The following is a 24,171-nucleotide window of genomic DNA, read 5'->3' on the forward strand; positions in this document are numbered from 1 at the left end:
GAGCGAACCCCAGACATACACGGCAAGCCCCGCCGCAAGGCCGAGAAGCGCCAGAGCGTGGCGGGCATTGAAGGGTACGGCGGCGCTTTCCGCCACCGCAGGTTCCGTTTCCTCCGCCAGCACTCCGGCCCGGGGATTCTGCCGTACTCTGGCGGCGTAGCGCACGATGAAGGCGACCGTGGGCAGGAAGAAGACCAGCCACACGACGCAGCGGAAGCCGAAGCCGGAAAGCATGGGCAGGCCGGAAATCTGCTGGGCTATCTGCACCGTCATGGCGCATACGGGGCTTGTGGCGTAACCGCCGTAGGCGGCAAGGAACATGACGGCCACACCCGTCACCCTGTCGGCTCCGAGCTTGCGGGCGAGAATGACGCCTATGGGAATGGTGGCCACCACGGGGTTGGCCATGACGCCGGATGCACCGAGCACGCTCATGATGAGGGCAAGAGAAGGCAGGATGAGGAAGGAACGGGAACCCAGGGCCTGCACCAGGCGGCTGATGAAGGCATCCACGGCATTGCTTGCGATGAGCACCTGAAAATAGCCGCCCACCAGAAAGGTGAACACGATGATGGGCCCGGCCTTGACCATGCCTGCGAACACCGCGTCGACAAGGCCCCAGGGAGAAACACCCTGCTGCGCAATGCCGTGATAGGTTGCAGGATCGAGGAGCTTCGTGCCGGGAATGAGGTCGTACATTCCGGCGGGGATGATGTGCGTCAGCACGGCGGCCAGCACCATCATGGCGAAAACGATGACCAGGGAATTGGGAAACTGGAATTTTTTTGCTTGTGCGCTCATGGAAGGCCTTTGATCTGAGGGGAGTGGAGAACGGTTTCCTGCGTCTGCGGAAAAACGAGCGGATCAGCCGATCCTATGCCTCATCCCCGGAAAGGGAAAGAATGGTGGTCACCAGCTTCCTGCACTGGGGCAGCATGGTGGAAAGCAGGGCGTATTCCTCCCTAGTATGGGGGTTGGCGCCGCCTATGCCCAGAGAACAGAGCGTGGGAATGCCCATCTGGGTGACAAAGGCACTGTCGGAACAGCCGCCTGCCGCAAGGGGCTTCACCGGACCCAGATCGAGCAGCCGGGAGGCGGCGTCGTACAGGTCAAGGAGCTTCTGCGTGCCGGGCGTTTCCTCCATGGCCGGGTAGCGGCTGAGCAGGGAAAGGGTTGCCGATGTGCCGGGCACGGGCAGGTCATGGCACAGCGTCTCCAGAGTGCGGAGGGCCCTGTCGTAGTCGGCATTGCTGTGATAGCGCAGGCCGAGGGTGATGTCGCAGGCATCGGCAATGACGTTGGCCCCCGTGCCGCCCGTGATTTTCCCGCAGTTGAACAGATTGCCGGAAAGATCGGTGAGCGCCTCGATATGCTCCACAAGCCGCGCGGCCGTGCGTATGGCGCTTGCGCCCTTTTCCGGGGTGCGCCCTGCGTGGGCGGCAATGCCCGAGACATGGATGCGCATCACCGCACCGCCGCGGCGTTTCGTCACGACTTCATTGTCGGGGGAACCGCTTTCGCAGTTGAAGGCGGCAATGCAGTCTGCGCATTCTCTGGTGAAAAGACTGCCTCCGAGTCCCTCGGAGAGCATGTGCGCCGTTTCTTCATCGCTGGAGAGCACCAGCCGGATCTGCCGTTCCCTGTAATCGCAGGCCATGAGGGCCTTGATGGCGAAAAGTGCAATGACGATGCCGCCCTTGCAGTCGAACACGCCGGGGCCGTACAGGCGGTCGCCTTCCTGGCGGAGCAGGACGGGCCAGCTCCCCGCAGGGTGCACGGTATCGAGGTGGGCGAGAAGCGCCACGGGCTTTTTCTCCCCGGGAGCGGTGTGCGCGGCAAGGGCGTCCCCGGCGTGGGCGTAATGCTCCTTCCGGCACGACATGCCCATGGCGTCGCAGTAGGTGTCGAGGTGGCCGGCAAGGCGGCTTACGGCCTCTTTATCGGCGGAGGGGGTTTCCATTTCCACAAGATTCTTTAAAAGCTGGAACATCTCCGCCTGTCTGCCGTCGAGATATTCCATGGCCCTGAGCCACTGTGCGTTGTTTTTCATCACGGATACTCTTGGTTGCAGAAAAGATGTGTCAGCCTATCCGTATCGGACAAAATAGGCAAGAGCGCATGTCTTCTCTCCGAAGCCGCCCGGCAGACAAGGAAAAAACATGAGCCGGAGCCTGCATGCTGTGCCGGAAGGCGTGTTTTGGGGCGCGCTTTTTTTGAAGTGCGGGAGACATACAGATTCCTTCCGGAAAAAAAGAGCATTTTTTTTCAAAGATACGTTTTTGCAGGGCGATGATACATATTTGTTCCGGAAGACGCGGAACGCGGCGGATGCCGGGCCCTTGTCCGGAACATGGGCAGGTATCCGGGAAAGAAAAGAGGCGTTCTCCGCCTTGCTGTTGTGAGAAAAGAAAAAGGCAGGCGCGGCGAAAAGGCCGTGCCTGCCAGGCAGTGGCTGCAGCAGGGAACAGGGGCGCCCCTGCCCGGAGTCTTATCGTTTTTTCAGGGTGGTGAGCATGTTTCTGATGGCGGCAATATGTCTTCCCGTGGGATCGGTCACGGTGATGAGGAGAAATTCGCCGTCTTCAAGGGAACAGAAGCAGGTGCTTTTCACACCGTCGCGGGTGAAGCTGAAGCTGTAGACGCCTTTGTCATCCGCCTTGGGTTCCGTACCTTCCAGTTTCTGGGAAAAAGCCTTTGCCACAACGTCGATGTTTGCTTTTTCCATTTTTTCCGCGGCGATGGAAATGGCCGCTTCGTTTCCGGGGGCGGTGACGGCGACAACGCCGTTTTCTTCCATGGCGTGCCAGTCCTTCGGAATGTCCATGCTGAACTTGCTGAAGTCATGGGCAAAGGCCGTACCGCTTATGAGCAGGCTGAGGGCAAGCGCCAGAGCGATGTTTTTCATGATGAAATCTCCTTGGGGGGGAGTGAGGGTCGGGGTAACATGCCGGGTTGCGCATTACCTATAACGCAAAGGGCGGGTACCTTACAATCCTTTTGCCCGAAGCGGCGTCTGCGGCCTGCTGCGCAGAATTCTGCGCGTTTTTGGGGAAAAGAAGGCGCCCCGGGTCTGTCCGCACGTCTTTTCAGGAAAAGCGCGGAAGGCCCGGAGCGCCGGGAGTGTCGTGCGAAGGAGCGTATCAGCGGATCAGATACGGGATGCGCACATGCAGGGCCTGCGTGGGGCAGACCACTTCGCAGGGCAGGCAGTACCAGCAGGTCTTGTTCCGTTCATAGGGACGCCCGCAGCCCAGGCAGCGGGAGGCCTCTTCGCGGGCTTCTTCGCCGGTGTAGGTTCCGCCTGCGGGAGCCACGGGGGCGAGGTCGTCGATTTCCCGGTCGCCGAGTCCGGCGAAGCGTTCCAGGCCCCGGGCCGTGCGCTCGTCGCTCTCATAGTCGATATCGAAGCCTTCCAGCAGGTTGCGCGCGGCATGGGCGGCTTTTGCCGCAGAGGCCATGGCCTGAAGGGGCGTCAGGCTTTTCTGGTTCTTCACGCAGCTTCCTGCCGCAAAGAGGTTGTCCTTCACATAGCCGTTCTTGTCGGCGGGCAGAACCGCGCCCCTGCCGCAGGCGCAGAGCACTGCGTCGTATTCCGCGCACAGACTGTCGAGATCCGCCTGCCCCTTGGGAGTAGAGGTGAGGAAGCGGATGCCCGCTTCGCGCAGCATGGCCAGGGTCTTTTCCATGACTTCGGCGGGCACGGCGGGCAGGGCCTCGTTTCCGCCGTCTTCTCCGGCAGGAGTGCGGGTGAGCGTCATGCCTGCTTCAGGCGCGGCCTCGAACACGGTGACCGCGGCGCCGCTCATGCGCAGGGCCCATGCGGCCTGCAGTCCCGCAGGACCGGCCCCGATGACGGCGGCCTTTTTGGTGGAGGCGGGCAGTCTGCGCGGCTCCTGACCGTAGACGATGCCGGGCTGTGCGGCGACAAGATAGCGCAGAAGATCGGTAAAGCGCAGGGCGCCTCCGGCCTGCCCGCGCGAACAGGTTTTTTCCGCGTAGGGATCGCCCAGCACGGCGAGTATGCCCCCGAAGGGCGTGGCGCGCCGAAGTTCACGGGCGGCGTCTTCTTCCTTGCCGGAAGCAAGGAGCCTGGCAATGCCCTGATAGTTCACGCCGAGGGGAGAGGTCTGACGGCAGGGAGGCAGGGAAAGGCGCAGGTTGTCCATGATGCAGCGGTCGACACAGTTGCCGCAGGCCAGACAGAGCGTGGTGTCAATGGCGATATTGCTGTCGTTCATCACAGGGAAACCTCCTCGCCCAGTTCGGAAATGCGGACCTTTTCCGCGTTCAGATGATTGTCTTTCATTTTAATGACCACATGGCAGTGCCAGTTGGCGTCGTCCTGCAGGGGATAATCGCTGCGGCGGTGGCATTCACCCCAGCGGCTTTCCTTGCGGAAGTCCCCGGCAAGGGCGGAACAGTCGGCGCAGAGCAGGATGTTTTCCACTTCATAGAGCTTGGAAAGCTCATGTCCGTTATGGATGGCCACGTGCTTGAAATCTTCGCGGAAGGTATCGGACCAGTACTTCCACAGTTCAAACTTGTGGGCATTCTTGGGAGCCACGAGATAGTCGCCCACCACGCGGCGCACCTTGTGTTCGAGTTCGCGCACGTCGATGTCGCGGTCTTTGGCGCTGAAGCGCTCCGCGAGTTCTTCGCGCACGGCGGCGACATCGTCTTCATGGATATGGGTGTCGGGCGCGGAGGCAATGTATCCGGCGGCCTGTTCGGCGGCGATTTCCCCGAAAATGAAGGCGCCGGTCAGGTGCTGCTTGGCCACGCTCGCCACGTCGCCCGCAGCGTAGAGACCGGGCACCGCCGTTTCGGCACGTTCGTTGACGCGGATGCCCGCCAGACCGTGCCCGCCGCAGAGCAGGTATTCCGTGGGCCACAGTTCGATATCCTGCTTGCGGAAGTCGATGTGCCTGCCCCCGAAGAAGCGTTCGTTCACCGGGCGTTCCGTGGTGAACAGAATATGTTCGATTTCCCGGATCTTTTCTTCGGGCAGATGGCTGAGCTGGATGTGCACCGGGCCGCGGCCCTCGGTGAAGGCCTCGTTCATGGCGTTGATGTTGTTGACTTCGCCTTCCATGATCACGGTGCCGTTGCAGTCGAGCACCTTGCCGCCGCGCGTGACGCAGATGGCAAGCAGAGGCATGTTGGAATCCTTGATGAGCATGGTGCGCTGCGTGAATTCCATGCCCGTGACGCCGGCCCCGGCACGCAGGGCCATGACGAAGCCGTCCCCGGTGTTGCCGGGGTAGTCGTACACGCCGTACAGGTAGCCGGAGTTGGGAAGCGTGAGACGGCTGACGCCGCCGGAAGCGATGAGTACGGCCTTGGCGCGGCAGACCACAAGCTGGCCGGTACGCACGTTCAGCCCCACGGCGCCGGCAACTCTGCCGTTGTCGGTGAGCAGGCGCAGGCCCATGACGCGGTTGACGGGGCGCGCGCCGAGATCAAGGGCGCGCTTGACCAGCATGGATTTGAGCTCCGGCTCGTCCATGGCCGTCTGAAATTCCCCTTTCACGTGATACTTCAAGGTCTTGTACTGGCCGTTCTCATCCTTGGGGAAGGTGACGCCCCAGCCTTCCATTTCCTTGAGCAGCGCGTAGGAGCGTTCGGCCATGACATAGCTCGGGCCTGCGTCCACAATACCTGCGGCTCCGGCGCGCACGGCCTCAAGGTAGAGCTCTGCCGTGGTTTTGCCGGGAATGGCCACGATGTTCAGCGCGTCCATGCCCCGGGCGATGGAGCCGCCGTAGACGATGTCGCTTTTTTCAAAAATGGTCACGCGCAGATCGGGAGCGACCTGAAGGGCCCGCATGGCTGCGATGCAGCCCGCGCTTCCGCCTCCGATGATGAGAAAATCACTTTCCAGTATCTGCATGGAATCCTCCTGATTACGGCCGGGCGGCTTTGCGGCCGCGGGTAAGGCGTACGATGTAGAAGAGCGTGATGAACACGGTCAGGACAAAGAAGCAGCAGGCGATGGGCCTGTCGATGAATATGGTCCAGTCTCCCCGGGAAATGGTCAGGCTCTGGCGGATCTTGTGTTCCAGCAGAGAACCCAGGAAGAAGGCCACGATCATGGTGGGCAGGCTGAGTCTGAGCTTGGAGAAGAGGTAGCCCACCAGGCCGAACACGAACATGACGGCCACGTCGAACAGGCTGCTGTTGTTCACATAGGAACCCAGGAAGGAAAAGAGCATCACGCAGCTGAACAGCACGGTTTTGGGGATGTTGGTCAGCTTGCGGGCGTAATGCACGAAGATGCCGCCCACGATGAGGGTATAGAGGTTGCTGATGAGCAGCACGGCAAAGAGTGCGTACAGCATGGGGGCGTTGCTTTCCATGAACTGCGGGCCGGGCACGAGGCCCTTGATCATGAAGCCGCCCAGAATGAGGGCCGCCGCCAGGTTGCCGGGAATGCCCAGGGTGAGCAGCGGCACGAGGTTCGGGCCGTTCACCGCGTTGTTGCCCGCTTCGGAAGCGGCGATGCCTTCCAGTGCGCCGTTGCCGAATTTTTCAGGGTAGGGGGATTTCTTTCTGCTCCATATATAGCTGAGGTAGGCGCCCACCGTGGTGCCGATGCCGGGCACGATGCCCACAAAGGAGCCGATGAGGGTGGAACGGGCTATGGTGGGCAGGCACAGCTTCATTTCCGCAGGGGTGAGGCGGTCGTCGTCGGTGCCGGGGCGGGAAAGGCGTACTGCCTCCGTCCTGTTCCTGTTGCGTTCCTTGTACCAGCGTTCCGCCTGAAGCAGCACTTCCGAAAAGGCCAGCAGGCCTATGGCCATGGGCATGATGCTGATGCCGTCGGCAAGCTCGATGAAGCCGAAGTTGAAGCGGAGGGTGCCGGTTTCCGGGTCGCATCCCACAGTGGCGAGCAGCAGGCCTATGCCCGTGGAAATGAGGCCGCGGCAGGGGCTTCCCGAAGCCGCGAGGCTGATGATGATGAGCGAGAAGAAGAGAATCATGCTGTATTCCGGCGGGCCTATGCGGAGAGCCACCATGGCCACGGGCGCGGCGAGGAAGATGAGCACAAGGTCGCTCGCCGTATCGGCCGTCACCGAGGCGAAGAGCGCGGTCTTGAGCGCCTTGCCGCTTTTTCCCTGCTTTGCGAGGGGGTAGCCGTCGAAGGTGGTGATCATGGCCTGCGGCGTGCCGGGAATATTGAAGAGAATGGCGGGGATGGAGCCGCCGAAGTTTCCACCCTTGGAAAGGCCCATGAGCATGGCGATGCTGGGAATGGGGCCGAGGTAGTAGGTGAAGGGCAGAAGCAGAACAATGGCCATGGTGTCGCTGAGGCCGGGAATGGCCCCCACGATGATGCCGAAGGTCACGCCGAACAGGGACCAGAAGAAATTCTGCCAGTCCAGCACCATGCCGAGCGCGGTCATTAAACTTTCAAACATAGCAGACGCCTTTTTGGACGAGCCGGAAGCGGTGGAAAAAGCGGAAAGCCGCCGGGGGCACCGTGTGTTGCTTCAGATGCGGGGCGCCCCTGCCGCGTGAGCGGAATGTTCCGCAGGCACGCGCGAAGCACTTTTCCGGGGTGTCAGAAAAGTATTCCCCGGGGCAGGGTAAACTGAAGAAAGTGCACGATGATGACATAAATGCCGCCGAGGCATACAAGCGGCGTGAACAGAAAGACTTTTTTGCGGCGCTCACCGAACAGAAGCAGGGAGCAGAGCAGGAAGACAAAGCTCGGAATGAAGAATCCTATATAGGAAATGGAGATGAGATAAACCAGAAAGAGCGCTATGGTCGGCACGGAAACGCGCAGAAAGAGCGCGGGCTCGAACGTTGCGGGGAGTTGTTTCCCCGGGGTGCGCAGCAGCATGATGAGGGCCGGAATGGCGATGACCAGAACGGCCAGGCGCGGAACGAAGGCCTCTTCGGGGCCTTCCGTCTGATTCGGGATGACGACGAACCACAAGAGCGCGCTGAACACAAGAAAGCCGAGTCCGGTAAGTCTGTCGGTATGCATGGAAACTCCGTGGCGGCTCTCCGTGCCCGGAGAGCCGCCTTTCTCTTGGGGGCGTTATTCAGCCTTTTTGTTGAATTCCAGCATGGCGGGGATGAGGTTCACGCTTTCCTGACAGAAGGCCTTGCTCTCTTCTCCGGTCATGAACTTCGGGCTGAAGCCGGCCTTCAGCATGGCATTCTGAAGTTCCGGATCCTGAAGCGCGACCTTGATGGCGTTTTCCCAGGTGGCGCGGATGTCTTCAGGCGTGCCCTTGGGAAGAATGAAGGCATAGGGAGCGGAGGTGTAGAAGGGGTGGCCGAGATCCGCATGGAGCTTGGGCAGATTCGGGAAATCGGGCACTTCGCCTGCGCCGAGGTTGAGCAGAATGTTGAGGTCGCCCTTGCGAGCCGCCTGATAGCCTGCGGTACCCACGCCGAGTTCACAGGCGTCGATATGGCCGCCGATGAGGTCGGCCGAAGCTTCGCCGCCGCTCTTGTACATGACGAAGTTGACGTCGAGCCCTTCCTTGATGGCCACGGAGCGCAGCACTTCCACCGCCTCCTGGGAGGCGCCGCTGCCTATGGACACCTTGCCGGGGTTGGCCTTGATGTAGGCCTTGAATTCTTCCCAGGTCTTGTAGGGCCTGTCGGTGCGGGCAAGCAGGATGCGGTCGTTGATCATGTAGGTGGCGACAAAGCTCATGTCGTTGAGATCGTAGGCCTTCTTCCTCAGGAAGATGGAAGCGGAAAAGGCGGGGGTGGCCGGCGCGGAAATGGTGTATCCGTCGGGTCTGGCCTTCATCACATATTCAAAGCCGGGCACGCCTGCGCCGCCGCCCTTGTTGGTGATGACAAGAGGCTGTCCGAGTATGCTTTCCAGCTTCTTGGCGAGCATGCGCACGCTGATGTCGCCGGTACCGCCGGGAGCGTAGGCGACAATGACATTGATCGGTTTTTCGGGAAAGGCGGCCTGAGCCTGCCCCATGCAGAACAAAGACACCGTACCGGCCAGCAGTACCGACAGCAGCTTGTTCATATGATCCTCCCAACAACGGCTGAGTGAGGGCGTGTTCCCCCGGTTACAGACGAAAATCATGCTTGCGCATGAGACCCCTTTGACCTCCGAGCACATAACTTATGCGATACTCGAAGGGAATGTTTCCATAGGTGTAGGAAATCATGTGCATCTCAAAACAGGGAGCATGTTCTCTCAACCCCAGGGCGGCATGTATTTCCGGGGGGAGCCCCATGCACAGATGCAGGATTTCATCGCAGAAGAAGGAGGGAATGCGGCAGTCGCGTTCCGCAAGGTGGTACAGGGAATATTTCTGAAAATCCGCCATCGGCGTCCGCATGAGGCCGCTGCACATCGGCAGGGAAAAGCAGGAGCTTGTCCAGCCGAGGGTGAACTGCCCCTTTTCGTCGCGCCCGTTCAGACAGCGGCAGATGCGTATGCAGGGGGCTCCCGCGGCAAGGTTCAGCGCGGAGGCCGTTTCCTGGTCGGCGGAAGTTTCCGTGCGACTGATGTTGAAGGGAATGAGTACGGCGTCACGGCCGGCAAAGGAGGTGCGCATGCGGTAGAACACGGCCCTGTCGGTGGGGTAGTCGGTCACAAAGGTGCCCTTGCCCTGCACACGGTAGCAGTATCCGGCCTGGACGAGCTTTTCCATGGCCTTGCGTACCGTGCCCACGCTGAGAGAGTACTCTTTGGCAAGGGTGCGTTCCGGCGGAAGCTGCTCCCCGGGTTTCCACTGTCCGGCGTTGATCTTCAGGGCGAGTTCCTGCTGAAGTCGGAAATAGGCGGGGGAGGAGGAAAAAGTGTCTGGCGTCATAAAAATTTCCAAAAATGTTTATTGCTATATAGAACTAGAGCATTATGCGCGTCAAGGCACATTTCGGGAAAATATGGCCCTGCGCGGTGCCCGCGCGCAGCATGGCTGTCCGCTAATAGCGCGTTTTTTCACAGAAAGCGCGTTTTTTACAAAAAATGTCCCACAGCCGGGACATCGGCGGCCGTTCTGTCGTGGCCGTTTCTTCATCCGTGTTTTCCCCGCCTGTCTGTGCCCGCATGGAGGGAGGTATTTTTCCCGTCAGGCACGTTTCAGAGAAGAAAAGGGAAGTTTTTACAGGAATGTCCGACAAGAAAAGGTGAGGACAAAAAAGCGCCGGGAAAACCCGGCGCTTTGGCATGGGAGAGAAGCGGCATCAGGCGCTGCGCCTGCCTGTGCTGCTTATTTCTCTGCACCCTTCAGGGAAACGGTGCGCGTCTGTCCCCAGGAGATGGTGTCGGAGGCATCGGTGTTCCACAGCACTTCCCGCACGGTCATGGAGCCTTTGTCGGTGTCGGCCGAAATCAGCAGGAAGGAGAGTTCCGTTTCATTGCCTGCGGAGACATCGCCCTTCATGGGAGAATCCACGCGGAAGGTGGGCAGGGAAATGGTGTAGTCCGGGCCCTGCCAGTCGTAGAATTCGTTGTAGTTTTCGTGGCCGTGGAAATAGGCGCGTATGGCGGGGTGATCCTTCAGAAAGGCCGCAAGTTCCCTGTGTTCGCGCAGGGGGCGCTGCACCGTGGTGTTCACGCTCGCCACATCCGGCGTCAGGTTTTCAAAGCCGTCTCTGGGATTGAGGCCGTGGTCGCCGTTGGGGTTGGTCAGGCGGTTGGCCGTAAGGTCCGGCGGCATGTGTGTAAAGAGCAGCACTGGTTCCCCTTCCGGCATGGCGGAGAGTTTTTCTTCCATCCAGGCGCGGCTGGCCTTGTCGGGCCAGATGCCCATGAGCAGAAGGTGCAGCCCGCCCTTTTCCCTGTCGAGGGTTATGGGACGGGCATAGGGATCGAAGTCCTTCCCGGGCTTTTTCCCGGTGGCCATTTCCGTCATGGTACGCATGGCGCCGTCATCCCTGGCCGGGTACATGGGGCGGAAGAAGCCCACGGCGTTGGTCATGTCGTGGTTGCCGGGCACGGCGAGAAGTTCCGCCGGGTGTCCTTCCTTGTCTTTGACCTTCAGGCCCTTGCCGTACTGGTCCATGAAGAGTTCAAAGCAGGCCGTCGCCGTCATGGGGGCCTTTTCCGGGGTACCTTCCATACGGTTGGCGATGTCGCCGGTGGAGATGACATAGTCTATCCAGCCCACGGGCTTTTCGGCCATGACGCCGTCATCCGGCGGCAGGGTAAGACCGGGCAGGTCGTTGATGGCTTCCACCATGGCGGCGTTGACCGTGGCGGCGGGCACCTTTTTCTCTCCCCGGAAGCTCTTGCGGGAAATGCCGTAGTGCTGATCGGAGGTGTAGACGATCTGTATGACCTCCGCACTGGCGGAACTGCTCCACAGGGAGCCGCAGAGCAGGGCGGTGACAAGGGTCACGGCCACCTGTGTACGGCGGACTTTGTTTCGGACTTCGAGCATGGATGTGCCTCCTTTATGCCTCATTCGTCTGTTCGGCGGAAAATGCCTTGTGTTGAAAAGGGCGTTTACGGGGGCGACTATAGGGAGGGAGAATAACGCGGGTATGAAGAAGGCATGAAGAAATGATGTCGTCTTTTCGCGTATGCGTCGCAGGAAGGGGCTTGCAGGTTCGCGCCGCCGCGGCGTTTGAAGGCCTCCCGCGGTGCCCGCGACGCGTGAACGGCCATGGGGGAAACTGCGGCTTCCGGCGGACGGAAAGGAGACGGAAGAGTTGGTCCGCCCGCTTTTCCCGGTATCGGGGCGGAGGAGAAAAGGCATGAGCGCAAAGGGCTTCTGTTTTCTGCCCCCCCGGCGCGCTGAGAGCACAGGCGCCTGTGGAACCTCAGATTGTGCCCACCCGGGCACAGAGGTGCGGAGCGCGGCGTTTTCTGCCGCAGAATACAAACATCCCATGCCGCCCGTGCAGACGGGGCACGGGTGCGGCATGGGATATTCTGTTCTTCCGGCAGGGATTGCTGCAGGCAGAGGCTGGCGGAAGGGCCGGATCTGCCGCGGACTCTTCCGCCGGGAGCTTCAGCCTTCCGGCGGAAGGGAGATCACACCCGCAGCATGTCCTGCGGGAAATCGTCGGGAGAAGCGGCCGGGGTGGCCTCCGTTTCTCCGCGCAGGCAGAAGCTCTGCCACATGTCCGCGATGTCGACGAAGTTCTGCACCCAGGTGGCGATATTGCCGGCGTCCAGTACACGCATGGGCATGACGCCCTGAAGCGTCACGCCGGTGTCTTCCCTTGCGGCCAGCGTAAAGCCCTGCGTCTCGTGGAAGAAGGTGTTCGCGTCCAGAAGCGCGGCGTACAGTGCTTCTCTGCCCTGTTCCGGCAGAGGGGACACGACGGTGAACATCATGACGATGTCGGAACCGGGCAGGTAGCGCAGGCTTACCTCGAAATCGTCGATGACCAGCAGGCAGGAGGAGTCCTCCTCCTGAACGGTGATCTCCGGCAGGCCCAGGGCGGGCGCCAGCGCATGGAGAAGAGACGTAAAGATTTCAGACATGATGATGACCTCTCAGATGTACGGATCAGGCGTCGGCGGGTCTGCGGGCCTGCATACGGCAGGCCGTCAGCGTGCTCTGCCCGTCGGATGTGATGGTGAAGGTGTAGTCGATGTCCAGCGGAGACGCGTCGGGCTTGTGGAAACGCATGGTGACGTTGCCGTTTTCCTCCCGACGGATGTCGATGTCCAGCGGAGAGTGTTCGGATTCCGCAATGCCGGTGACCGGGCTTCCGGTACGCACGAGGAAGGCGCCGCTCTGGCCCATGCTCTGGATGAGCTGCCGGGCCTGGATTTCGTTGTCTCCGCAGAGCCGCAGGGCGTGATCGACCAGGCTTCTGCTGATAGGAGAAGGATGCCCCTGCCTGAACTGTTCCTTCTCATCCTCGGTTATGCCGGAGGTATCCTGAATACGCACGGTTTCCACGTTTCCGCCGGCCGCGCCGAAACTGATGGTCGGCATATAACCCGGCAGAGAGCTGTGCGTACCGCGGCGGTTGATGTCCTTTGCCAGGGATGCTTCCACTTCCTGCAGGGACTTCAGTTCCGAAGGCGGCGTCAGGGTGGGGCGGTTCACGAAGTCATCCAGCGTGACCGCCACGGGATGGAGCAGGCTTTCCACGGTCTTTTCCAGGCTGAGGCCCGCGGCAAGCGTCGTCATGCCTTCGGAAGACACGGTGGCGCTGTCCGGGCGCGTCTGCTGGAACATTTCGCCGAGCCGGTCGAACACGGCGTCGTTGAAGCCCCGGAAGTCGACGTCCTTCAACTTGTCGGGCATGGCCTCATGAAAACAGCCCTGCCACAGCGTTTCCCGGCTGATAAGGCCTTCGGGCTGCAGATTGCGTATTTCTTCCAGACGCTGCGAAGCCAGTGCTCCGGCCGCGATGCCGCCGAAGTTCGCGATCTGAACGCTCAGCATGGAAAGATCCGCGGCGGTTGCCGGGGTGGCCCACGCCAGCATGGACTGCGCCACGCTGTTGGGAGCATCCCCCTTGCCGCAGGTATAGGCAAAGCTCTTCAGGGCGGGCAGATTGCCGTCGGCAACATTGCGGAATATCTGTTCGGCGTTGAACTCAACGCCCTTTTCCGCCATTATTTCCGCCTCGTGCCGGACGGCCATGCCTATCAGCTTCCGCAGTTCCTGCTTCTGGGCCGGGTCCAGATTCATGCGGGCGGCGCAGGCGTCCAGCGCGGCCCCCGCACCATGGGCGGGATCGTTCATGAACCGGTCCGCCAGAACGCCGTTCCAGGCCTTCATGATGGCGGGCTGGCCAGCCGTGCGTACCATATCGCTCATATCCTGGTAGCTCAGTATCTTCTGCGTTTCGTTCTTCGCGATCCTGAGCATGGCCTCTCCGAACTTGTTCTTCAGCTCCTGGCGTTCGGCATCGCTGATACCGCGTCCGGCGCAGAATGCATCCAGAGCGGTGTCCAGATTGCGGGAGTCGCCCTGCCCGGTATTGCCCAGCACGAAATGACGGGCCATGTCGGTATTGATGCGGCCTATGCCCTGGTGCATTGCTGCGGCATCCGCCAGAATGTCACGCGCGATTCTGGCGCTGAGGGGCTTGCCCTCTACTCTGATGGAGCGCATACGGGGAGCGAGGGCGTCGGCCACGGTATCGCCGTACTGCTGCCGTACGGCAGCGAACAGTACGTTGCCTGCATGGCGGTTGGTGGCCTTGCGGGTGAAGAAGGTGCCAATCTTTCCTCTGGTTTCAAAACCTCCGTTCTTGACGACGATACTCGTGTCGTCTCCCAGGGTGTTGGCCAGATGAGTGAGATTTCCAAAAGTCAGACTGATGGGATGTGCCATGAAAATACCTCCGGCAGATCTTTTACGCAGAATTACATGGAATATGCCGATGCGCAAGGTGGAAGTCGGTGCGCGGACGGCCTGGTCTTTGTCAAATATTATGCAAAGAACGTGCCAGAAATGGGATTATGGTTCGGAAACGATGAAAAAAGCCGGAATCCCGCATGCTGTGCGGCGAAGAAAGCGGAAAAGGCCGGAACAGAAGCTGCGGACGATGACTGCCTGGGACATATTTTTGCCAACAATGCTGACATTACCGAAACGTTTGCCAGAAATATGGGCAGGTATGGCCCTGGAACAGGGATCCGGGGCTGTGGAGCACAGGGGCGCCCCTGTGCGTCGGAAAGTTTCGGACAGCTGCGGAACATGCACTCTGCACCGGCGGGATGCAGGTTTGCAGGAATGCGGGAAGCATGCTGTCCGCTCAGACGCCCCGCATCAGGGAGGGATATCCCTTCCCCGGGCGGGGATGTGTTTCCCGTACGGGATTGCCGCAGGGAAAAGGCCTCCTTCTGATGGGACAGAACGCGGAAACTGTCAATATGCCCGAGGCGGCAGAACAGCGCCATGAGCAGGCGGGCCTCCGGGAGAATCCGTATGCTCCGCCGTGCCCGTGCACCGCGCCCCATGTCACTCCCGCAGCAGGAAAAAACGGGAGAGCCGGAACAATGGTGCTGACGGAAGGCGGAGCCGCAAGCTTTTTTAAGGAAGGACGGCCGGCTTCCCGCATCTCAGGGATGATCGCTCACGGAAGGCAGGCAGTACGCTTTTGCGGCGGGGCATTACCTGCATACATGTCGGCATGCATAAAAAAAGAGGTCAGGTTCTTCAACCTGACCTCCTGCATTCCTTGTGGTGGAGATGAAGAGATTTGAACTCTCGACCCCTGCCTTGCGAAGGCAATGCTCTCCCAGCTGAGCTACATCCCCACAGGCTGACCTTGCGTCAACGGGATGGACTTTAGAGAAGCCTGCCGGGAATGTCAAGCGTTATCTTCAACTTTGCGGCGGGAAATGTATGGCGGGGCCGGAGCGTCATGGTTTCTGCAGGGAAGGCGGGCTGCACCGGGCAGGGTACGCCTTCGGAAGAAAAAGCAGTTTCATGGAGACGGGAGCATATTCTGCATAAGAAGGGGCGCGGACGCAGAAAGGCTCATTGTGTCTGCCGCACTTCAGGGGCTACAGTGTTTTTCAGGAAGAGGGGGGAAGGCGCATCTTGCGCAGGGAGAAAGGGGCGTCGCATCAGGCGGCATGGCATCATCAGGGGCTCGTCCCCAGGGGACAACACGGAGGAAACATGACGGAAAGAACGTATCTTGGAATATGCGGGAGCCTGCGCGCGTCTTCCCGCAACAGCGGGCTTCTCCGCTGTGCGCAGGAAGAAATGCCCGAAGGCGCGGTACTTCATATCGCCGATATTCTCGACATTCCTTTCTACAGGGAAGGGAGGGAAACGCCGGAAGCCGTCAGGGTGCTTGCCGACGGCGTCAGAGCGGCGGATGCTCTTGTGCTGGCGGTGCCGGAATACAACTATTCCGTGGCTCCGGCGCTGAAGAATGCTCTGGACTGGCTTTCCCGTGAGCCGGGGGATATTCTTGCCGGAAAGCCTGCGGCCATGATGGGCGCGGGCGGAGGTATGGGCACCTCGCGGGCGCAGTACCATCTGCGCCAGAGCTGCGTGTACCTTGACATGCGGGTGCTGAACCGGCCGGAAGTGTTCGCCAACGCCTTTTCCGACGCCTTCACCGCAGAGGGCGACGTGTCGGACAGCCCGGAAGGGCGCAGACTGAGGGAAAAGGTGGCCGCGCTTATGAAGGCTCTGGACGAGCGTGTCCGCGGGGCGTGAAGGGCATGCCCTGACGATGCTCATCAAGGAGGCGGAGCCTGAGGCCCCGCCTCCCGGTGTGCGGCGGGAGTGCCGGCTCCTTCTCCTTCCGGACAAGACCGGATGCGGCCTCCATCGCGGGCACGGCTGCGGCTGCCGTGCTTCACGCGAGGCAACGTCATGAGGGGAGCTTCGGGCGGAACTCAGGCCCGGGGGGCCTGCGGAGGATTGCTTTTTCCGCTCAGCGTGGTGATGGTGATTTTCACCACTTCCGTAGCCTGCAGCGTTTTCTGCGGTACGGGGAGCGTGCACCTGCTCCGGTACTTGTGCGCCAGTTTTTCCAGAGCGCGGCCTTTTTCCTCGAAATCCGTCACGCAGGCCGCCTTTCCCGTACCGCACAGGCTCCTGTAGAGCGTGGTGGCCTTTTCCCTGTCGATGGAGAGCAGTTCATGGACGGAAAATCCCACGCCCGGGGCGCGCCTCAGGCAGTCCAGCTTGCGCCCTTCCCGTGCACAGTGGAAGTACAGCGCGCCGTCCATAAAAACGAAGTTGACGGGAATGACATAGGGGGCTTCTTCGGCCTGAAAGGCCAGGGTGATGACGTCTGCCTGCTCAAACAGGCTGGTGAAAAAGGCCGGATCGTTGCATTCCCTTTCTTTGCGGCGCATGTTTTCTCCTTGTTTTCGGGCCGGGGGTGCTTTCTCTTGCGGAAGCATCCGTGTTAAAACCGTGGCATGGACAGGCCGGGCGCCCGTTTCTGCATGGCAGAAGCTTTTCACCGGGTATAAGGCGCTGTCAACGCTTTTTCCGTGATCGTGGCCACAGCCGGCTCTGCGTGGCGAACATGCGCCGGTTTTCGGGGCCTGCCGCGCGGAGAATACGGCGGGAGAGTCCGGCCATAGTTAATGTGATGCCTGAACTTCGGAGGATATCATGCTGGGAGCCGTCATCGGCGACATCGTCGGGTCGCGTTTTGAATGGAAAAACATAAAAAGTAAGGAATTCGAGCTGCTGACGCCTTCCTGCCGCATCACGGACGACAGCGTGATGACGTTTGCCGTGGCCCGCGCCGTACTGGAATGCGAAAAGGAGAGGGAGAGGCTCGGTGACGCGGCCGTGGCTGCCATGCGGGATTTCGGCCGTCGTTTTGCAAGGGGCTGCTACGGGGGACGTTTTTCCCGCTGGCTTGTGGACGAGAATCCCGCGCCGTACGGCAGTTTCGGCAACGGGGCGGCCATGCGCGTGAGCGCCTGCGCCTGGGCGGCGAACTCTCTGGAAGATGCGCTGGACATGGCAAGGCGCGTCACCATGGTGACGCATGATCACCCGGAAGGCATACGCGGAGCCGAGGCCGTCACCGCGGCCATCTGGTTCGCCCGGCAGGGAGAGGGGCCGGAAGAAATACGCCGAAGGGTGGAGAAGGGCTGGTACAGGCTGGATTTCACGCTGGATGAGATACGCGGCAGCTACAGCTTCAATGTCAGCTGTCAGGGTTCCGTGCCGCAGGCACTGGAAGCTTTTCTGGAAGCGGCGGATTTCGAGGACGCCGTGCGCAACGCCGTTTCTCTGGGCGGGGACAGCGACACCATCGCCGCCATGGCGGGCAGTATTGCGGAGGCCTGCTACGGCGTCCCCCGGTCGCTGAGGGAGCGCGTCATGCCTTTCCTGCCCGGAGAGCTTCGTGAAGTGCTGGAGCGTTTTGAGGCGCGCTTTCCTCCCGTGCCCGGGGGCAGAAGCTGACATGGCGCGCAGGCCTTCCGGGCGGAGCCTGCCGCCGGAAGACCCTTTTCGTCATGCCCGGATGTAGATGCCCGGCCGTATGTCCGGCACGTCGGCATACAGCGTTCCGCGCATGCCGGAGTTGAGGCGATCCGTTTTTTCTTCCTTGTGGTTTTCCAGGCTGTACTGTCCCGCATGGAGCAGCGGGCGGCGCATGCCGGGCAGAAGAAGAGAAGCGTCGGCGTCGGCATTCCAGGGGGAGCGTACATCCACCAGCCATCCGCCATGGGGAGCGGGTTCGATGACGCGGGCCACCACGGGCCGGGGAACAAAGCCTTCCGGCACCTTTTCCACCGTGCGTTCCGGCAGGAAAAAGCCGGAGCAGAGCGGCCGTGAGGCGGTGTGCATGAGTTCTTCCACAAAGGCGTCTTCCGCGGCGGGGGAGAGGGGCGTGCTTCCGGCAAGGGTGAGGGCCGTGCGGTACACATCGGTAACCTGCGCGACGTAGCCGCCGCTTTTGGTGCGGCCTTCCAGCTTGAGCGCGGCGGGGCCCATGCGTACGATGTCGCCGATCCGGCGCACCAGGCACAGATCCATGGGCGCCCAGATGGCGCTGAAGTCTTCCCCCTGCACGATGTCGAGGAAGGGACCGTTGCGGCGGAGATTTTCCTCCACCGTAAGGGTGAGGCCCCGGTACTCGAAGCGGCAGGGCTGGGTGCACAGCCCGAGATTGGCCGGACGCCCGTTCACCCATGCGGAAATGAGGCAGTGGCCGGAAAGGGAAAGGCACATGGCCCCGTGGACGAAGACTTCAAAGTCCATATGGGGAAAGCTGCTGATGAGCCGTTCCATGGCATCCCTGCCCAGTTCCCGGGCAAGATTGATGCGCCTGACGCCGAGTTCGCTCCAGAATTCCACGGCGGCGGCATTGACGGAATGGGCCTGTGTGGAAAGGTGCAGCTCCACATCCGGGCAGAGGCGGCGGGAAAGGTGTATGACGCCGGGGTCGGCGGCGATGAGTCCGTCCACGCCGAGATCGGGCAGCATGGCGAGCTGTTCCCTGACGAGGGGCAGGTGTTCATCGAAAGGGAGCGCGTTGAGGCAGTAATAGACCTTGACGCCGGAAGCGTGAGCAAGGCGCACGGCATCTTCCAGCTCCTTTCCGTCGAAGCCCCGGCATTTGGCCCGCAGGGAAAGGGCGCTTCCGCCGAGATAGACGGCGTCGGCTCCGTAAAGAATGGCGGCTTCCAGCTGTTCCCGGCCTCCGGCCGGGGCGAGAAGTTCCGGGAGAGTGTGTTCCTTCATGGCAGAGAGAGGGTAAAAGGGGAAGGCGCGCTGCGTGCTTTGTGCGGCGCGCGGACAACAAAGGTCTAGCCCGCCTTGAGGGGAAAGACAAGGCTCCCGTACTGGACAAAGACGGCCCTTGCGTTTAATGATGGCTTGCCGCCGTGGCGGCAAGGGAGTTATCCATGAAATATATGCAACTGGCCTTTTTTGTTGCCGTCTTTTTTTTCTGCAAGGCGGCGTGCGCCCTGGGAGCGGGCGTTTTCGGCCTGGAACTGGGAAGTGAGATCGACCGTTACGGCCATGGGGCGCAGCCGGTTTCCGAGAGGTGGGAAATGAAGATGTACGAGGTGACGCCTCCCTCGCCCGATGCCCGTTTCGACACCTATGCGGTGGATACCTTCCAGGGGCGGATCATACGCATCATGGCTTCGTCTTCCGATGATTCGAGTGCCGACGGTGCATCCACGCTGGAAGTGCTCCACAGTCTGAAGGATGAGCTTGTCGCCCGATACGGGGAACCTTCGCTCAATGTGGAGGATGTAGAGGACGCCGGGAGCGACCTTCTGGCCTATCTTGTGGATGAGGGCGGCATGGAGGTGCTGGAATGGACCTTCTCCGCCTCCGATACGGAAAAGCCCGGTGCGGTGTATGTGTTCCTTGCCGGTTCGGAAACGGATGCGGGCAAAAAGGCCTCCTACTGCACGCTGTACATGGAAAATCAGGATTACCCCGCCATCAGCGACCTGGCGGATCAGAAGGAACAGGCCGCCGTGCAGCCGTAGGCCTTCGGAAGCTGTCTTGTGCCCGTCCTGCGGGGCGGTTCTTCCGGCAGAGCGCCGGCGCAACTTTTTGGGTGAAAGGAAAAGGGATGGAAAGAAGCTCAGCTGAAATACGCCGCGCATGGGGCTGCCTGCTCGGTCAGATCGCCGGGGATTCCCTGGGCAGTCAGGTGGAATTCAAGGATGAGGAAACGGTGCGCGCCATGTACCCCGCGGGTATGGACGATCTGGAAGGAAGCGGACTTTACGGAACGCTTCCCGGTCAGCCCACCGACGATTCGGAAATGGCGCTTGCCCTGGCCCGCAGTCTTGCCGGAGAGGGGGCCTTTCGTGCGGAAAAGGTGCTTGCGGCCTACAAGGCGTGGCTGGGCAGCCATCCCGTGGATTTCGCCCATACGGTTTTTCGTGCCCTTCACGGCAAGGTCGATGCGCGCAGCGAGGCAAACTGCGCCCTGATGCGGGTGAGCCCCCTCGGCATATTCGGCGTGCGCTTTGTGCCGGATACGGTGCTTCCCTGCGATGACGGCGCCGCGCCGGACATGAGCTTTCCTGCCGGTGATGCGGGGATGAGGAAGCTGGCCCTTCTGGCCATGGAGGAGGCCGCGCTCACGAATCCGCATCCGCTGTGCCGCGCTGCGAACGCCGTGTATGTATCGGCCCTGGCCTGCGGCATAAGGAGCGGCTCGCCTCTGATCATGTGGCAGGCGGCGCATGTTGTGGCCGGAGAGCTGCCTTTGTGGAGCGATATTCCCGCCGCTGAGGCGTCGCGCGTGCGTGACTGCCTTGAAAGGGCGAAGTCGTCGGAGCCTTTGGAGTATCAGGAAAACATGAGCCATGTGCTCATTACGCTGCAGAACGGTTTCCGGCAGCTTCTGCACGCCGCAAACGCGGGCGAGGGCGTGCGTGAAACGGTCATGTGCGGCGGCGATGCCGCGGCCAACGGTGCGGTGGCGGGTGCGCTGCTCGGCGCGGCGCTGGATATCGACTCCTTCCCCCATCAGTGGGCGGATGCCGTGCTTGCCTGCATGCCGAAGGAAGGGCGGGTCGCCCGTCCGCGGCCGGAATCCTGCTGGCCCATGGATTTCATGCTGCTGGCGGAAAGGCTTCTGGGCTGACGTTTTTGAATCATCCCGCCGAAGCATGCCATGATGCGGCAGGGAGAAAATGTTGTTCCGGGCATGCCCCTTGTGGATCATGCCCGGAAAGGAAAAGGCGGCGCTTTCAAAAGCGCCGCCTTTTTTGTCGCAGGGGCGTTCAGCGTTTTTCGCGCCGGGCGTAGATAAGAAGCAGAAGAAAGCCCGCCGCCGCACCTGCCGCGCCCAGGCATGCCGTACCGGCATAGCCGAAGCCCGCATTGATGGACAGCCCGCCGAAGAAGGCTCCCAGCGCGTTTCCGATGTTGAAGCCCACCTGCGCCATGGCGGAGCCGAGCATTTCACCGCCCCGGGCGTTCTGGAGCAGGAGCATCTGCTGCGGTGCGGATACGCCGAACAGGCAGGCCGTACAGAGAAAGAGAAAAAAGAGCGCCGCCGTGAGGCTTTCCCCCGTCAGGAAAAGCGCCAGAAGACTTGCGGCAAGAACGCCCTGCATGCCCGCCGCTATGGCCGCCGGGCTGAAGCGCACGGAAAGCTTTCCGCTCAGGGTGTTGCCGAGCACCATGCCTGCGCCGGCAAAGGCCATGACCAGGGTCATCTTTCCCGGATTCAGGCCGGAAACATCCGTCAGGAACGGAGAAACATAGCTGTACCAGCAGAACATGCCGCCGTTTCCCAGGGTGATGGCCAGAAAGATGATCCACGGCTGCGCGCGGCCGAGAAAACGGAACTGTTCGAGAAAGCCGGTGGGCCTGAGTCCCGGAAGCTTCGGAACAAAGATGAGCACGCAGACAATGACGATCACGCCGGTGCCGGCCACAAGGGCGTAGGCCATGCGCCATGACAGGAGATGGGCAAGGAGCGTGGAACAGGGAACGCCGCCGAGGTTGGCGAAGGTTGCGCCTGCAATGACGATGGACACGGCCAGAACGGAAAACGCCTTTTCCACGAGTTTGTCCGCGACGATGGCGGCCACGCCGAAATAGGCTCCGTGGGGCAGGCCGGCAATGAAGCGCGCAGCCGTCATCATGAGGGGGTGCGTTGCCAGCGCCGTCAGGGCGTTGCCCGCAATGAACAGCACCATGAGCGCCAGCAGTATGGCTCTCAGCGGGCGCGAGCGTGCCGTCATCACGGTAAGGGGCGCGCCCACGCATACCCCCAGAGCGTAGGCGGAAATGAAGTGTCCCGCCTCGGGAATGCTCACCGAGAGGCTTTCGGCCACTTCGGGCAGAACGGCCATCATGGAAAATTCCGACATGCACACGCCGAAGGTGCCGAGGGAAAGGGCCAGCAGACTTTTGAAAACTGGATAGCGTATCTTCATGACAGGCTCCTCTCGGGAGCGGAAAAAAGGGAAAAAGGTGCCGCAGCCGTCCCCGGGGCGTGAAAAGCGTCTGCCTCTGGCTTGTGCCGCAGGGCAGAGGGAACATCAGTTCCCGGGCTTATGATCCTTGAGATGCTCTCTGATCCGTCGGGAGATAAAAAGGCGCAGGGGAAGGGCTTCTTCGCCTCAGACAATACGGCAGGCAATGCGGAGGCTTTTCTGCCGGAAACGCGCCGTGCGCCGGAAAGAGACCGGGCACCTTCCGGAAGCTGTTTCTACATGTTTTTTAGAGGGTTACTGCGTATTTTCTCTCCCCAGCACTCTGTTGAAGAACTCCTGCAGCACGGAAACCAGGCGGGCGTGTATGGCCTCGCGCGTTTCCGGGTCCACGCTGGCGCAGAGGGAGGCAAGCGGTCCCGCAGGATCGGACGAGGGGCAGGGAGCCTGAAGAGAGGGCGCGTCGGCGTGATTCAGGAGCATGTATTCCGGCCTGTGGTCCATCATGTCCACAAAGCGTGCCGCCTGTTCCGACGGTCTGTTCCAGGTGTCCTTTTCCGCACCGATGAACAGAGAGGGGGTATGCACGGCGGCCAGACTTTCTTTGCTGAACAGCATGGAGAAGCCGGGGGAGATGAACACCATGGCCTTGAAACGGGCGTCGGCCACGGGGCTGTTGTGGGAAAGAGGGGGCAGAAGCGGCAGCGCCACCGGAGGCGTGGGCAGCGCGTCGGAACGGGCAATGCGCAGCTGACGATGGTGACTGCGGGACACGGAATCCGACAGTCGGCGGAAAAGCTGACGCCGTGCCTCCACGGCGGTGTGCATCATGGCCGTTTTTTCCTCCCGCTCCAGCGTGCGGTGCCGCATGCTTTCCACCAGGTCATCCATTTTTGTGGAAAGGTAGGGGGAACACCACGGGCTGTCGGTAGGACGGAGCAGGGCGCGCACTTCCGGCGACAGTTCTTCGTCGGCATAGGCGGAAGTCACGAGAAAGTTCTGCAGAAAGGTGCCGGAAGGGGCGTGCGGGGCGGCCGGTACTTCCGCCACGGGTCTGGGCGGCACGGCCTGGGGGAGGGAAATGGGCGGCACGGAACCGTCGGGCCGGACATCGCGTTCCACGGCTTCGGGCAGGGATTCCTCCTCCGCCGGGGCCGGAGGTTCCGGCAGAGCTTCCGTCGGCGGGGTTTCTTCCCTTCCCTTGCAGAAGGAAGCCCATGCATCCGGCGTAAGCTCGCCTCCTGCAAGGAGAAGCCCTGCGGAGGCGGGCATGCCGAAGCCCAGAAATCCTATGCGCGAGCGGTCGGCTTCCTTGCCTATCTGGGCATGTTCCAGCACAAGGTCCAGCGCGGCCCTGAGCTGAAGGGCACGCACCGGCAGTTCCCTGTCGGAGAAGAGCAGGGCCATGTCTTCGCCGTTGTCGTGATCGTGCGTGGGCGCGGCCACGATGAAGCCCCGCGCGGCCAGAGCCGCGGCGATGTCGTGATGGGTCCATGCGGAACCTGTGACATCGTGGGAAAGGATGATGACCGGCCACGGTCCCTGCATAATGGGCGCGTTGCGCGCGGCACGGAAGGTCCAGTCGCCCACCTTCACGTTGCCTGCCTTGCGGCGCGTGGGATACCATACGCCCATGTGTATCATGAGGCGCTGGGCGGGCAGACTGGAGGAAAGGGTGCGGTAGCCGGCATAGACGTTCTGCTTGCTCTGCCGTGCTCCGGCGCAGGGGACGGACAGCGTGAGCGAGAGCATGAGAACAAGAAACGCGCCGAGCAGCGCGCGCAGGCGGAAGAGGTGAAGGGAAGGAATAGGTTCGGCCATATTTTTGCACGGTCCTCCGGCCCGGAATGCTTCTGCCGCAGGTTTTTCAGGGCAGAGGGGCGGGCCGGAGGCAGGATTCCGGTGAG

Annotated in this window: 21 protein-coding genes and 1 tRNA gene; 5 read left to right on the plus strand and 17 right to left on the minus strand. The window is 61.4% G+C overall.

Annotation, left to right across the window (positions count from 1 at the left end):
* Positions 1-801 (minus strand): hypothetical protein (locus Q0K07_RS03680; protein WP_294556586.1); only part of this gene is annotated, 801 nt, incomplete at its 3' end.
* A gap of 73 nt (positions 802-874) precedes the next feature.
* A complete protein-coding gene (locus Q0K07_RS03685) occupies positions 875-2,050 on the minus strand; it encodes a M20/M25/M40 family metallo-hydrolase (protein WP_294556739.1) in 1,176 nt (391 codons plus the stop codon).
* A 109-nt stretch (positions 2,051-2,159) separates the two neighbouring features.
* Here Q0K07_RS03685 and Q0K07_RS03690 point away from each other — a divergent pair, with 109 nt between their 5' ends.
* A complete protein-coding gene (locus Q0K07_RS03690) occupies positions 2,160-2,402 on the plus strand; it encodes a hypothetical protein (protein ID WP_294556589.1) in 243 nt (80 codons plus the stop codon).
* An 86-nt stretch (positions 2,403-2,488) separates the two neighbouring features.
* On the opposite strand, the gene Q0K07_RS03695 is transcribed toward Q0K07_RS03690, so the two are convergent.
* From Q0K07_RS03695 to Q0K07_RS03745, 11 genes are all read right to left on the minus strand, one after another.
* Positions 2,489-2,905, minus strand: coding sequence for a hypothetical protein (locus tag Q0K07_RS03695; protein ID WP_294556592.1), 417 nt, complete (start codon positions 2,903-2,905; stop codon positions 2,489-2,491).
* A 235-nt stretch (positions 2,906-3,140) separates the two neighbouring features.
* Entirely contained in the window at positions 3,141-4,238 is a 1,098-nt protein-coding gene (locus Q0K07_RS03700; RefSeq protein WP_294556595.1) for an NAD(P)-binding protein, read from the minus strand.
* Positions 4,238-5,890, minus strand: coding sequence for an FAD-binding protein (locus Q0K07_RS03705; protein ID WP_294556598.1), 1,653 nt, complete (start codon positions 5,888-5,890; stop codon positions 4,238-4,240). Before Q0K07_RS03705 ends, Q0K07_RS03700 begins: the two co-directional genes overlap by 1 nt.
* A gap of 13 nt (positions 5,891-5,903) precedes the next feature.
* Positions 5,904-7,418: a tripartite tricarboxylate transporter permease gene (locus Q0K07_RS03710; protein WP_294556601.1), complete on the minus strand. Its 1,515-nt coding sequence runs from the start codon at positions 7,416-7,418 to the stop codon at positions 5,904-5,906.
* A gap of 143 nt (positions 7,419-7,561) precedes the next feature.
* Positions 7,562-7,993, minus strand: coding sequence for a tripartite tricarboxylate transporter TctB family protein (locus Q0K07_RS03715; RefSeq protein ID WP_294556603.1), 432 nt, complete (start codon positions 7,991-7,993; stop codon positions 7,562-7,564).
* Between the two features lie 54 nt (positions 7,994-8,047).
* On the minus strand, positions 8,048-9,007 hold the full coding sequence (locus tag Q0K07_RS03720; protein WP_294556606.1) for a tripartite tricarboxylate transporter substrate binding protein: 960 nt from the start codon (positions 9,005-9,007) through the stop codon (positions 8,048-8,050).
* A 43-nt stretch (positions 9,008-9,050) separates the two neighbouring features.
* A complete protein-coding gene (locus Q0K07_RS03725; RefSeq protein ID WP_294556609.1) occupies positions 9,051-9,803 on the minus strand; it encodes a GntR family transcriptional regulator in 753 nt (250 codons plus the stop codon).
* A gap of 399 nt (positions 9,804-10,202) precedes the next feature.
* Positions 10,203-11,375: a metallophosphoesterase gene (locus tag Q0K07_RS03730; protein WP_294556612.1), complete on the minus strand. Its 1,173-nt coding sequence runs from the start codon at positions 11,373-11,375 to the stop codon at positions 10,203-10,205.
* Between the two features lie 596 nt (positions 11,376-11,971).
* Entirely contained in the window at positions 11,972-12,427 is a 456-nt protein-coding gene (locus tag Q0K07_RS03735) for a type III secretion system chaperone (protein WP_294556614.1), read from the minus strand.
* A 25-nt stretch (positions 12,428-12,452) separates the two neighbouring features.
* Positions 12,453-14,240 (minus strand): hypothetical protein, encoded by a 1,788-nt coding sequence (locus Q0K07_RS03740; RefSeq protein WP_294556617.1) that lies wholly within the window; start codon positions 14,238-14,240, stop codon positions 12,453-12,455.
* A gap of 853 nt (positions 14,241-15,093) precedes the next feature.
* A tRNA-Ala gene (locus Q0K07_RS03745) sits at positions 15,094-15,169 on the minus strand.
* A 367-nt stretch (positions 15,170-15,536) separates the two neighbouring features.
* Between Q0K07_RS03745 and Q0K07_RS03750 the strand changes: the two genes are divergently transcribed.
* Entirely contained in the window at positions 15,537-16,085 is a 549-nt protein-coding gene (locus tag Q0K07_RS03750; protein ID WP_294556620.1) for an NADPH-dependent FMN reductase, read from the plus strand.
* Between the two features lie 182 nt (positions 16,086-16,267).
* On the opposite strand, the gene Q0K07_RS03755 is transcribed toward Q0K07_RS03750, so the two are convergent.
* On the minus strand, positions 16,268-16,732 hold the full coding sequence (locus Q0K07_RS03755) for a pyridoxamine 5'-phosphate oxidase family protein (RefSeq protein WP_294556623.1): 465 nt from the start codon (positions 16,730-16,732) through the stop codon (positions 16,268-16,270).
* 265 nt (positions 16,733-16,997) lie between these two features.
* On the opposite strand from Q0K07_RS03755, the gene Q0K07_RS03760 reads away from it, so the two are divergent.
* Entirely contained in the window at positions 16,998-17,804 is an 807-nt protein-coding gene (locus Q0K07_RS03760) for an ADP-ribosylglycohydrolase family protein (protein WP_294556626.1), read from the plus strand.
* A 51-nt stretch (positions 17,805-17,855) separates the two neighbouring features.
* Here the strand turns inward: Q0K07_RS03760 and Q0K07_RS03765 are convergent, their stop codons facing one another.
* Positions 17,856-19,088, minus strand: a complete 1,233-nt coding sequence (locus tag Q0K07_RS03765) for a peptidase U32 family protein (RefSeq protein WP_294556629.1) — start codon at positions 19,086-19,088, stop codon at positions 17,856-17,858.
* Positions 19,089-19,252: 164 nt separating this feature from the next.
* On the opposite strand from Q0K07_RS03765, the gene Q0K07_RS03770 reads away from it, so the two are divergent.
* Both Q0K07_RS03770 and Q0K07_RS03775 read left to right on the plus strand, forming a co-directional pair.
* Positions 19,253-19,852, plus strand: coding sequence for a hypothetical protein (locus tag Q0K07_RS03770; protein ID WP_294556632.1), 600 nt, complete (start codon positions 19,253-19,255; stop codon positions 19,850-19,852).
* 86 nt (positions 19,853-19,938) lie between these two features.
* The gene (locus tag Q0K07_RS03775; RefSeq protein WP_294556635.1) at positions 19,939-20,964 is read left to right on the plus strand and encodes an ADP-ribosylglycohydrolase family protein; all 1,026 of its coding nucleotides are present in this window, start codon (positions 19,939-19,941) and stop codon (positions 20,962-20,964) included.
* A gap of 139 nt (positions 20,965-21,103) precedes the next feature.
* On the opposite strand, the gene Q0K07_RS03780 is transcribed toward Q0K07_RS03775, so the two are convergent.
* Together Q0K07_RS03780 and Q0K07_RS03785 are read right to left on the minus strand one after the other, a co-directional pair.
* Positions 21,104-22,267 (minus strand): MFS transporter, encoded by a 1,164-nt coding sequence (locus Q0K07_RS03780; RefSeq protein WP_294556638.1) that lies wholly within the window; start codon positions 22,265-22,267, stop codon positions 21,104-21,106.
* A 294-nt stretch (positions 22,268-22,561) separates the two neighbouring features.
* Positions 22,562-24,085 (minus strand): dienelactone hydrolase family protein, encoded by a 1,524-nt coding sequence (locus tag Q0K07_RS03785; RefSeq protein WP_294556641.1) that lies wholly within the window; start codon positions 24,083-24,085, stop codon positions 22,562-22,564.
* Positions 24,086-24,171 lie beyond the last annotated feature (86 nt).

The organism is uncultured Mailhella sp. (genome assembly GCF_944324615.1).
In the GTDB taxonomy this organism is placed as follows: Bacteria; Desulfobacterota; Desulfovibrionia; order Desulfovibrionales; family Desulfovibrionaceae; genus Mailhella.

What these genes read in the sequence shown, in the direction of transcription:
- Q0K07_RS03685 (WP_294556739.1), bottom strand. Translation starts at nt 2,050, where the DNA reads ATGAAAAACAACGCACAGTGGCTCAGGGCCATGGAATATCTCGACGGC.
- Q0K07_RS03760 (WP_294556626.1), top strand. Translation starts at nt 16,998, where the DNA reads ATGCTGGGAGCCGTCATCGGCGACATCGTCGGGTCGCGTTTTGAATGG.
- Q0K07_RS03720 (WP_294556606.1), bottom strand. Translation starts at nt 9,007, where the DNA reads ATGAACAAGCTGCTGTCGGTACTGCTGGCCGGTACGGTGTCTTTGTTC.
- Q0K07_RS03785 (WP_294556641.1), bottom strand. Translation starts at nt 24,085, where the DNA reads ATGGCCGAACCTATTCCTTCCCTTCACCTCTTCCGCCTGCGCGCGCTG.
- Q0K07_RS03700 (WP_294556595.1), bottom strand. Translation starts at nt 4,238, where the DNA reads ATGAACGACAGCAATATCGCCATTGACACCACGCTCTGTCTGGCCTGC.
- Q0K07_RS03715 (WP_294556603.1), bottom strand. Translation starts at nt 7,993, where the DNA reads ATGCATACCGACAGACTTACCGGACTCGGCTTTCTTGTGTTCAGCGCG.
- Q0K07_RS03730 (WP_294556612.1), bottom strand. Translation starts at nt 11,375, where the DNA reads ATGCTCGAAGTCCGAAACAAAGTCCGCCGTACACAGGTGGCCGTGACC.
- Q0K07_RS03750 (WP_294556620.1), top strand. Translation starts at nt 15,537, where the DNA reads ATGACGGAAAGAACGTATCTTGGAATATGCGGGAGCCTGCGCGCGTCT.
- Q0K07_RS03770 (WP_294556632.1), top strand. Translation starts at nt 19,253, where the DNA reads ATGAAATATATGCAACTGGCCTTTTTTGTTGCCGTCTTTTTTTTCTGC.
- Q0K07_RS03695 (WP_294556592.1), bottom strand. Translation starts at nt 2,905, where the DNA reads ATGAAAAACATCGCTCTGGCGCTTGCCCTCAGCCTGCTCATAAGCGGT.
- Q0K07_RS03755 (WP_294556623.1), bottom strand. Translation starts at nt 16,732, where the DNA reads ATGCGCCGCAAAGAAAGGGAATGCAACGATCCGGCCTTTTTCACCAGC.
- Q0K07_RS03690 (WP_294556589.1), top strand. Translation starts at nt 2,160, where the DNA reads ATGAGCCGGAGCCTGCATGCTGTGCCGGAAGGCGTGTTTTGGGGCGCG.
- Q0K07_RS03775 (WP_294556635.1), top strand. Translation starts at nt 19,939, where the DNA reads ATGGAAAGAAGCTCAGCTGAAATACGCCGCGCATGGGGCTGCCTGCTC.
- Q0K07_RS03780 (WP_294556638.1), bottom strand. Translation starts at nt 22,267, where the DNA reads ATGAAGATACGCTATCCAGTTTTCAAAAGTCTGCTGGCCCTTTCCCTC.
- Q0K07_RS03705 (WP_294556598.1), bottom strand. Translation starts at nt 5,890, where the DNA reads ATGCAGATACTGGAAAGTGATTTTCTCATCATCGGAGGCGGAAGCGCG.
- Q0K07_RS03725 (WP_294556609.1), bottom strand. Translation starts at nt 9,803, where the DNA reads ATGACGCCAGACACTTTTTCCTCCTCCCCCGCCTATTTCCGACTTCAG.
- Q0K07_RS03740 (WP_294556617.1), bottom strand. Translation starts at nt 14,240, where the DNA reads ATGGCACATCCCATCAGTCTGACTTTTGGAAATCTCACTCATCTGGCC.
- Q0K07_RS03735 (WP_294556614.1), bottom strand. Translation starts at nt 12,427, where the DNA reads ATGTCTGAAATCTTTACGTCTCTTCTCCATGCGCTGGCGCCCGCCCTG.
- Q0K07_RS03765 (WP_294556629.1), bottom strand. Translation starts at nt 19,088, where the DNA reads ATGAAGGAACACACTCTCCCGGAACTTCTCGCCCCGGCCGGAGGCCGG.
- Q0K07_RS03710 (WP_294556601.1), bottom strand. Translation starts at nt 7,418, where the DNA reads ATGTTTGAAAGTTTAATGACCGCGCTCGGCATGGTGCTGGACTGGCAG.